We start from the raw sequence: 4,642 nt of genomic DNA on the forward strand, positions 1-4,642 counted from the left end.
TGCGGCGACCAGCAGCAGCCCCGCGATCGCCATGACGTTCTCGCGCCGGCGCTCCGCCTCGATACGCGCCTGTTCCAGCGCGCGTTCGCGCGATAGCGCCGCCTGCGTCGCCACATCACGCCGCGCCGCCGCCGCATCGGCCGCCGCGCGCACGTCTGCGTCGCTGTCCTGCCGCAGCCGCTCCTCGATCGAGGTGCACGGCGTTCCGACCGCGCTATAGGGCTGCTTCGCCTCGCGCAGGAACGCGGCGAGCTCGGTATCCGCGATCGCGAAACCGAACGTCGAATCACCCTCCTCGCCGCGCGTGATCGCCGAATTGACGCCGATCACCCGCCCGCACCGGTCGAGCAGCGGCCCGCCCGAATTGCCGCGCGCGATATTGGCGGTGTGCAACAGCACCTCGACATCGCTCAGACTGCGTCGGCCCGAGAACACGCCCTCCGACCGCACCGGGCTGGTCGGCCGGATATAGTCCGCGGCCGAGCGCGCGGTGGCGAGGTCGACATTGCCGGGAAAGCCCAGCGACACCACCGCCCCGCCCTCATCGATCGGTCCCGTATACAGCGCGGTCTGCGGAAGGCGCGCGCCGGTGAACTCGATCAGCGCCAGATCGCGCTGCACGTCATAGGCGATCACCTTGCCCTGATAGGATTTGTCGCCCTCGGTCGGCACCACGCCGACCACGACATTGTCGGGATAGCGTTCCGCCAGCTCGACGACATGCGCGTTGGTGACGATCCGGTTGGGCGCGACCGCAAAGCCGCTGCCATGGCCGAAGCCGACGACCTGGTCGTCGACGACCGCGATCGTGACGACTCGCACGACCCCTCGCCCGGTCGCGCTGATGTCGTCAGCGCTGGCGGGGGCGGCGATGCCGATGAGCGCGGCGAGCGGAAGGACGAGCAGGGATAGCAGGCGGATCAGCATGCGCCTCCCTTATCCGCCCGCGCGCCGCGGCAGAACCCGTTTCCGGACGCCGCGCGGTCGCCGACCGATTGGTTAGCGAATTGGCAAGGCTTCGCCGGTAACCCCGGCATTAACGATCGAGGGACTGGTGCATGAGCGCGTTCGGACGACGCAGTGGGATGAGTGGCGGAACGGCAGCGCGGCCCGCGTTCGGCGTCGCGCGACCGATGCAGGGCGGCGGCCCCGCCCCGCGACCCGATCCCGAGGGCGGCGCGCAATTCCCTGCGCTCGACACCCTCCTGCCGATGCCCGGCGAGACCGAGGGCGGCGTGCCGATCGGTCAGGTCGACGCGATGCAGCGACTCGCCGATCGCCAGGCCGCGTCGGGCGATGCGGGCGCGAGCAAGGTCGAGGGCTTCGAACAGTCGATCCACAAGATCAAGGAACAGGTGCTTCCCCGGCTGCTCGAACGCGTCGATCCCGAGGCTGCGGCAACGCTCGGCAAGGACGAGCTGGCCGAGGAATTCCGCCCGATCATCGGCGAGGTGCTCGCCGAGCTGAAACTGACGCTCAACCGCCGCGAACAGTTCGCGCTGGAAAAGGTGCTGGTCGACGAGCTGCTCGGGCTCGGGCCGCTCGAGGAATTGCTCGCGGATCCGAACATCACCGACATCATGGTGAACGGCCCCGAACAGACCTATGTCGAGCGCAAGGGCAAGCTTGAGCTCGCCCCCATCCAGTTCCGCGACGAGGAGCATCTGTTCCAGATCGCGCAGCGGATCGTGAACTCGGTCGGCCGCCGCGTCGACCAGACCACACCGCTCGCCGACGCCCGCCTCAAGGACGGCAGCCGCGTCAACGTGATCGTGCCGCCGCTGAGCTTGCGCGGCACCGCGATCTCGATTCGTAAGTTTTCGGCCAAGCCGATCACGCTCGACATGATGGCCGGGTTCGGCAGCATGAGCCCCAAGATGGCGACCGCGCTGAAGATCGCCGGTGCCTCGCGGTTCAACGTCGTCATTTCGGGCGGTACCGGCTCGGGTAAAACGACGATGCTCAACGCGCTGTCGAAGATGATCGACCCGGGCGAGCGCGTGCTGACGATCGAGGACGCCGCCGAGCTTCGCCTGCAGCAGCCGCACTGGCTGCCGCTCGAAACCCGCCCCGCCAATCTGGAGGGCCAGGGCGAGATCAGCATCCGCGATCTCGTCAAGAACGCGCTGCGTATGCGCCCCGACCGAATCATCCTGGGCGAAATCCGTGGCTCCGAGTGTTTCGACATGCTCGCGGCGATGAACACCGGTCACGACGGCTCGATGTGCACGCTCCACGCCAACTCCCCGCGCGAGGCGCTCGCGCGCATGGAGAACATGGTGATGATGTCAGACATCAAGGTACCCAAGGAGGCGATCTCGCGTCAGATCGCCGATTCGGTCGAGCTGATCATCCAGGTAAAGCGCCTGCGCGACGGCTCGCGCCGCGTCACCAACATCACCGAAGTGATCGGCATGGAGGGCCCCGTGATCGTCACGCAGGAGCTGTTCAAGTTCGAATATCTCGACGAGAGCGCGGACGGCAAGATCCTCGGCGAATACCGCTCGATGGGCCTGCGCCCCTACACGCTCGACAAGGCCAAGCAGTTCGGATTCGACCAGGCCTATCTGGAGGCGTGCCTCTGACCCCCGTCGACTGCACTAACGGCAGGTGGTCGAGACCGTGCTAAAACTTCCCATTCTGCTCACGCCTATTTGCGGACATTCGGATCAAATCTATCATCTCTGGTATGGTACGAACCAAAAGATGCGTTGCCGCGATCGCCACGGCTTGGTTGTTCCTATCAAGCGTGCCCTCGGACGCCCGACTTCCAAATTTTGACCAAAGATCGGTGCCGCCTGCGCCCCCGGCTGAATACGACCCTATATCCGGTCCGTTTTTGGCTCGAATAGGCCGGAAAGGCGAGCTCGATGATCCGGGGGTGATTGCCAATGCTACAGCGTCTTGGGCCGGACCGAATTTATCTGCCTTTGTACTATGCTTTCAACCGGGAGCCGATCGTGACGGCTGGCAGGTTGCGTTTGAGGCCCTTCACAACGTTTCGGTTGAGCTCAAAATGCAGGGCGCGGTGACAGTCGTTATAGACGGGAAGCGGATATGTGATGCGGCTCCTTCGCCCTCAATGGGAAGCAAGCCACACGTTGAAATCAAAGGCGTAATTCGCGGTTAGTGCCGTAGGCTTCATTTCCGCGTCCCTTTCCGTCCCGGACATTCCTGATGAAAAAATCAAAAGTTCTGCATTCAAACAGCAATGGTAAGTGAGCGAGTGACACCCTCTAGCGCACGAGCCTACGCGTGTTAGGCTACTGCGATGCTTGTTCGCGCTATACTGATAATCGTTGCCGGGCTGATCGGGGCCTCTGCGACCGCACAAACCTCCGATTCCACCACCGCGATCATGCCAAAGCCGGTGTGCTCGGGTCACCTTGGGGAATCTGTTGCGATCAACGCCGCTCCCCTAACAGTCGAGATGCTGGGGGGCAGCTATCGGGCACATCCCGGCTGGCCACATCCCGGTGAGGCACGCGTGGATCAGCTTCGCTATAGCTCGGCGGTGATGCTGCGCTCGGATGACCCACGCTTCACCGACTTTGACCTCTCTCCTGGCACAGTGCACTCGCGAACATCGGGATGCTGGTTTTCATGGACCAGCATCCAAGGGAAGAGCGGTATTGCAGGCATTTCCAACGCTGGCATCGGAAGGAGCGGTTATGTGGATGGTTTTGTCCCGGCGCGGCCTGCCGTGACCCCCGATATCGTTGGATACAGTTTCGTCGCAGCCGATGACAACGTTCATAGGGACAGCTACACTTGGATTGGGGTATGGAACGCCAAAGGCTTGGCAGAGCGGTCGCGGGTCGTCGCCTTCGACGGCAAACGGTTCCTTATCCTTGCAACATTGCCCGTCCGGTTAGGAGCTATTTCCAAACTGTCCGACCTTCATTCTCAAGCCTATTTTCTAACGCTGATCGGTGAAGGCAAGCTTGGTCAAAAAGTAGCTTGGATAAGACTAGTCTGGCCCTAACCCGTCGATATACGGGTGCCGCTAACGATCCTAAGCCTACCCCCCCACGTAAACGATCAAAGATTTCGCATCAGCCAAGGAATGGCAGGAAACGTAGGCGCTCACCGATGCAAAAAGTTGATGCATTGGCGGGCTCGTTCGGCGGTGGGTCTCCCACAACGCAGCCGCGAAAGCCGTGAGTCCGCTTTCCTTCCCTTCAAATCCATCTGCCCCACCGTCCGCGTGCCTAGCTTGTAAGGCCCCGCCAACGCGCTAGGGACGGTTGCACATGCGTATGCTTACCCTCGCCATCGTCCCGCTGTTGGCGGCCCTAAGCATCACGACGCGGCAGCCGGCATCGCAGGCCGCGGCCGCGCCCATCCAGGCGAGCTCTACCCCAAGCACCTCCCCCGCCGACCGCGACCAGGGCGTCGCCCGGCTCGCCGCCGATACCGAGACACGCTGGGTGCCGTTCGACCTGACGCCGGGCAACCAGATCCGGTTCGCGATGCAGATCGACGGGCGCAGCATCACCGCGATCCTCGACACCGGCGTCAGTTATACGTTGCTCGCAGACACCTCCCCCGCGGTCGTCCGCCGCGCGCTGAAGCCCGGCGGGCGGGCGAGCGCGATCGGCGGGTCGGTCGCGCTGCGCTGGATGCCGACCGGTCGGTCGAT

General features: G+C 63.8%; 3 protein-coding genes and 1 pseudogene. 3 read left to right on the top strand and 1 reads right to left on the bottom strand.

Annotation, left to right across the window (positions count from 1 at the left end; genetic code table 11):
• Positions 1-927: trypsin-like peptidase domain-containing protein (locus NI18_RS18520; RefSeq protein WP_037532130.1), on the bottom strand; the 927-nt coding region annotated here is incomplete at its 3' end.
• Positions 928-1,058: 131 nt separating this feature from the next.
• On the opposite strand from NI18_RS18520, the gene NI18_RS18525 reads away from it, so the two are divergent.
• The 3 genes and pseudogenes from NI18_RS18525 to NI18_RS18530 form a co-directional block, all read left to right on the top strand.
• The gene (locus tag NI18_RS18525; protein ID WP_166746812.1) at positions 1,059-2,585 is read left to right on the top strand and encodes a CpaF family protein; all 1,527 of its coding nucleotides are present in this window, start codon (positions 1,059-1,061) and stop codon (positions 2,583-2,585) included.
• A gap of 686 nt (positions 2,586-3,271) precedes the next feature.
• Complete coding sequence (locus tag NI18_RS24670) at positions 3,272-3,985, top strand: hypothetical protein (RefSeq protein WP_128082326.1); 714 nt, start codon at positions 3,272-3,274, stop codon at positions 3,983-3,985.
• A 268-nt stretch (positions 3,986-4,253) separates the two neighbouring features.
• Positions 4,254-4,642: pseudogene (locus NI18_RS18530) on the top strand (hypothetical protein); the annotation flags it as partial.

This window comes from Sphingomonas sp. Ant20 (genome assembly GCF_000783375.1).
GTDB lineage: Bacteria > Pseudomonadota > Alphaproteobacteria > Sphingomonadales > Sphingomonadaceae > Sphingomonas > Sphingomonas aerolata.

Excerpts from the sequence above, each read along its gene's own strand:
- NI18_RS18525 (WP_166746812.1), top strand. The coding sequence starts at position 1,059 with ATGAGCGCGTTCGGACGACGCAGTGGGATGAGTGGCGGAACGGCAGCG.
- NI18_RS24670 (WP_128082326.1), top strand. The coding sequence starts at position 3,272 with ATGCTTGTTCGCGCTATACTGATAATCGTTGCCGGGCTGATCGGGGCC.